Origin of the sequence: Rhodopirellula sp. JB055, assembly GCF_043100905.1 — a bacterium.
Taxonomy (GTDB): Bacteria; Planctomycetota; Planctomycetia; order Pirellulales; family Pirellulaceae; genus Rhodopirellula.
Map to the genome: position 1 here is coordinate 1 of NZ_JBICHO010000351.1, position 4,828 is coordinate 4,828.

A 4,828-nucleotide genomic window follows, 5' to 3' on the forward strand; every position below is an offset into this window, starting at 1 on the left:
CAGCGATTTACCTGGCCACGTTGTATCCGCTGATCCATTGGCACGCTCATCTGCCGAGGCACTTTTGGTGGTTTGCCGAAGGCGACTTCATTCAGGTGCCGGAGTTCGCGGCGACGATCGTGATGCCGATCTACTGGCTCAGCATGTTGGCCTACGCCGCTCGCAGCCTGAACCGTGGTTTCCGGGAAGGGGCTTGGAACCCGGGCAAAGACATTGTGGTTTTGACAACAGCGGTGTGCTGGTACATCGGCATCATCACCTTCAATTCGGACTACGCGTTCACGGTCACCAACGTGATCATTCACGGCGTGCCGTACATGGTGCTGATTTATTGGTATCGATGGTGCCGAATCGCCGAGAGTTCTGATTCGGCAACTGACCAAGCTTCGGCTCATCCGCCTCGCCCGACCTCGCGTTGGCAAACCAACACCGGCCGAGTCGCGTTGTTCCTGGGTGTGGTTTGGATCCTCGCCTACGCGGAAGAAATGCTGTGGGACTTCGGGATCTGGCAGGAACGCGGTTGGTTGTTCGCTTGGATGCCCCCTGGTTTCGCGAATTCAGCGGGCGAAACGCTGGCGGAAGCATCCGTTTGGCTGGCCCCCGCCTTGGCGGTCCCCCAGATCACGCATTACGTTCTGGACGGGTTTCTTTGGCGACGCAGACAACGAGCATCTTCATGACGACGTCCGAACAGCAACGACTCGACGAAGACGAACGCCGCGAAAAGAATTGGAAACGCTGGGGGCCGTACCTTTCCGAGCGTCAGTGGGGAACGGTTCGAGAGGACTACTCCGAGGGTGGCAACTCCTGGAGCGATTTCCCGCACGAACACGCTCGCAGTCGCGCCTATCGCTGGGGCGAAGACGGTTTGCTCGGGTTCTCCGACCGCCAGTGCCGACTGTGTTTTTCGATTGCACTTTGGAATGGCAACGACACGATTTTGAAAGAACGCCTGTTTGGACTCACCGGTCCGGAAGGCAACCACGGCGAAGACGTCAAAGAACTCTACTACTACCTGGATTCAACGCCAACGCATTCCTACGCCAAGGCGATGTATCGCTACCCGCAACAGCGATACCCGTATCGCGACTTGGTTAGCATCAATGCACAACGCGGACTGAACGATCGGGAATATGAACTGATCGACACAGGATTGCTGGACGAGAATCGCTTCTTCGATGTCACGGCCACTTACGCGAAAGCGTCGGACAACGATTTGCTGATCGACATTGCGATCACCAACCAAGGCCCGGACGCTCACGACATCACGCTGCTGCCAACGCTGTGGTTCCGCAACACCTGGGTTTGGGGATGTTTGCACGAAGGCTGCACGGCAAAGCCCACCATTCAAGCGATTGATTCGCACATCGTGCAAACGCGACACGACACACTGGAACCGTTTGTTTGTGCGTTTGAGAATCAACCGGACAGCGAACTGTTGTTCACGGAAAATGAAACCAATTCCGAACATTTGTTCGGCACCGAAAACTTCTCGCCGTACACAAAAGACGCCTTCCATCGGTACGTCATCGACGACCAAACTGACGCGGTGAATCCCAAGCGACACGGAACCAAAGTCGCGGCCCTGTATCGTTGGAACTTGGCACCGGGCGAAACACGACACGTCAAAGTTCGCTTGAGCGAGACAGAAAAGGTCGGCGAGTTTCATCCGGACCTGGGCGACGCCTTTGACAACACCCTGGCTCAGCGACGCGAAGAAGCTGACGAGTTCTATCAAGCCATCATTCCGCCCAAAGCAACCGACGAGCAGCGTCTTGTTTCCCGGCAGGCCTACGCGGGGCTGATGTGGACGAAGCAGTTTTATCACTACATCGTCGCCGATTGGTTGGACGGTGATCGCGACGTGATGACGCCTCCCGCCGCACGCCACAATGGGCGTAACAAAGATTGGCGGCACCTGTACGCTCGCGACGTTTTGTCGATGCCGGACAAGTGGGAATACCCTTGGTTCGCGGCTTGGGATTTAGCGTTTCACATGATCCCAGCGGCTCGCATCGACCCCGCTTTTGCAAAGAAGCAATTGATGGTGCTGCTGCGTGAGTGGTACATGCATCCCAACGGTCAGTTGCCAGCTTACGAGTTCTACTTCGACGACGTGAACCCACCGGTTCATGCGTGGGCATGTTTACGTGTCTTCCAAATGGAAGCCGAGACCGGCAAACGCGACTACAAGTTTCTCTCGCAAGCGTTCCAGCGGTTGCTGGTGAACTTCACTTGGTGGGTGAACCAAGTCGACAGCAACGGCGACAACGTTTTCGCTGGTGGGTTCCTGGGCCTGGACAACATCGGCGTCTTCGACCGCAGCAAAGGTTTGCCCGAAGGAGCCGAACTGGAACAGGCCGATGGAACCGCTTGGATGGCGTTCTACTGCGGCACGATGATGTCAATGGCTCTCGAGCTCGCTCGCCACGATCGTTCCTACTCCGACATGGCATCGAAGTTCCTGGATCACTTCATCCGCATCGTCGACGCAATGAACGGCGGTGAGAGTGGCGGGCTGTGGGACGAGGAAGATGGCTTCTACTACGACCAACTTCAAATCGATGGCGAGACCCATCCGATGCGAGTCAAATCGCTGGTTGGGTTGCTGCCCCTGATCGCGGTCGAGATTCTGGACGAAGACTTGCTCGCGGACTTGCCCGGTTTCCGCAATCGTTTGGAATGGTTCCTGAACAATCGACATGACTTGGTGCAACACATCACGTTTTGCCAAACGACCAAACGCCATCACCGAATGTTGATTTCCATTCCAACGCAAGAACGTTTGGAACGCGTCTTAAATATCCTGCTCGATGAATCCGAGTTTCTTTCTGACTTTGGTATTCGATCGCTTTCGAAGAAACACAAGAGCGAACCGTTTCGAGTCACCGTTCGGGACAAAGAACACACAGTCGCTTACGTGCCTGGCGAATCCGACAGTTGGATGTTTGGCGGGAACAGCAATTGGCGAGGGCCGATCTGGTTCCCGACCAGTTACTTGTTGATCGAAGCCTTGCAGCGGTACCACGAGTTCTATGGCGATGAAATGCAAGTCGAATGCCCGACTGGATCCGGGGTCAAAATGAATCTTCGCGAGGTGGCCGATGAATTGAACCGCCGGATGTCGAACATTTTCTCGACGCCCGCAGAAGGCGGCTCTCGCCCCTGTCTTCGCGGCAGCGGAATGAAGAGTGACGAATCGCTGTGGCAGGACCAAGTATTGTTCTACGAATACTTCCACGGAGACACCGGCGAAGGCTTGGGTGCGAGTCACCAAACCGGTTGGACGGCGCTGATTGCAACTTGCATCGAGCATCTGCACGGACGCATCACCGAAGGCGTCGAGTAGCATCTTGCAGATGGATCCCAGCTCGATGGAACAGTTGGGGACAACTGTTCTATTCTGGCAGATCGCACCGAAACCGGTCTCAGAACAACAATTGCTTTCGCGGACGGATCCAGTCGTTCCGGTTGCTGAAAAGACGTTTCGAAACGTGTAGATTAACAGCTCGACTTTGAATTCCCCGCAATGGATGCCCTGATGACCGTCGCTGACTCTGTCTCCGCCAACATTCGCCCGATTCGAAAATTGCTGGCTGCCAATCGCAGTGAAATCGCCACTCGGGTGTTTCGGTCGGCACATGAATTGGGCATTCGCACGGTCGCGATTTATTCTCACGAGGATCGATACGCGCTGCACCGATTCAAAGCCGACGAGGCCTACCAAATCGGGACTCCCGGCGAACCAATCCGGTCCTACCTCAACATCGACGCGATCGTCGGGTTGTGTCTGAAGCATCACATCGACGCAGTGCACCCAGGTTACGGATTCCTGTCCGAGAACCCCGATTTCGCGAAAGCACTGACGGACGCAGGCATCTTGTTTGTCGGCCCCAGCGAACAAAGCTTGCGAGATTTGGGCGACAAAACCAGCGCCCGTCGCTTGGCCGAAATCGCAGGCGTGCCAGTGCTCGGCGGAACCGCTCAAGCCGTCGCGTCGCTCAAAGAAGCCACCGATGCCGCGGAAAAACTCGGCTACCCGATCATGCTCAAAGCGGCCAAAGGCGGCGGCGGTCGAGGCATGCGAATCGTGATGGAACCGAGCGAACTGGCCAGCTCGCTCGATTCCGCTCAACGCGAAGCCAAAACGGCATTCGGAAGCGATGAAGTGTTCCTGGAACGTTTCGTCCAACGAGCCCGGCACTTGGAAGTCCAACTGCTTGGCGACCGACATGGCAACTTGGTTCACTTGTATGAACGCGACTGCAGCGTCCAACGACGGCACCAAAAGGTGGTCGAACTTGCCCCCGCACCAAACCTTTCCACCGAAATGCGTGATGCCATCTGCGATGCGGCGCTGCGAATCGGACGCGCTGTCGGCAAAGACAGCGGGGGCTACGAAAACGCGGGCACGGTCGAGTTTTTGCTCGACGTCGACAAAGACGAGTTCTACTTCATCGAGGTCAATCCACGAATCCAAGTCGAGCACACGGTGACCGAAGAGGTCACCGGCATCGACATCGTTCGCAACCAAATCTTGGTCGCTCAGGGCCATCCGCTTCCTAGCGAAGAAGTCGGTCTGCCATCGCAGGACGGCATCCGAACCATGGGATTCGCGATGCAGTGCCGGATCACGACGGAAGATCCCGCCGCCGAGTTCCGCCCCGACTATGGCCGAATCAGCCACTACCGCAGTGCGGCTGGATTGGGCGTTCGTCTCGATGCGGGCACGGCATGCTGTGGCGCCGTCGTCACTCCCTTCTACGTTTCATTTTTGGTGATGGTCACGGCCCGAGCTCCCACCGTGGCGGCGGCTGGTCGCCGTATG

Annotated in this window: 2 protein-coding genes and 1 pseudogene; all 3 read left to right on the top strand. The window is 56.7% G+C overall.

Annotation, left to right across the window (positions count from 1 at the left end; translation table 11 throughout):
- A pseudogene (locus ACF8AM_RS13990) lies at positions 1 to 680 on the top strand (hypothetical protein); the annotation flags it as partial.
- Positions 677 to 3,349 (top strand): glucosidase, encoded by a 2,673-nt coding sequence (locus ACF8AM_RS13995; RefSeq protein WP_392556228.1) that lies wholly within the window; start codon positions 677 to 679, stop codon positions 3,347 to 3,349. The pseudogene ACF8AM_RS13990 and the gene ACF8AM_RS13995, both read left to right, overlap by 4 nt.
- Positions 3,350 to 3,529: 180 nt before the next feature.
- A partial coding sequence (locus ACF8AM_RS14000) for a biotin carboxylase N-terminal domain-containing protein (protein WP_392556229.1) occupies positions 3,530 to 4,828 on the top strand: 1,299 nt, incomplete at its 3' end.

Bases quoted from the DNA above. Each gene is read 5' to 3' on its own strand.
- ACF8AM_RS13995 (WP_392556228.1), top strand. From the start codon at position 677: ATGACGACGTCCGAACAGCAACGACTCGACGAAGACGAACGCCGCGAA.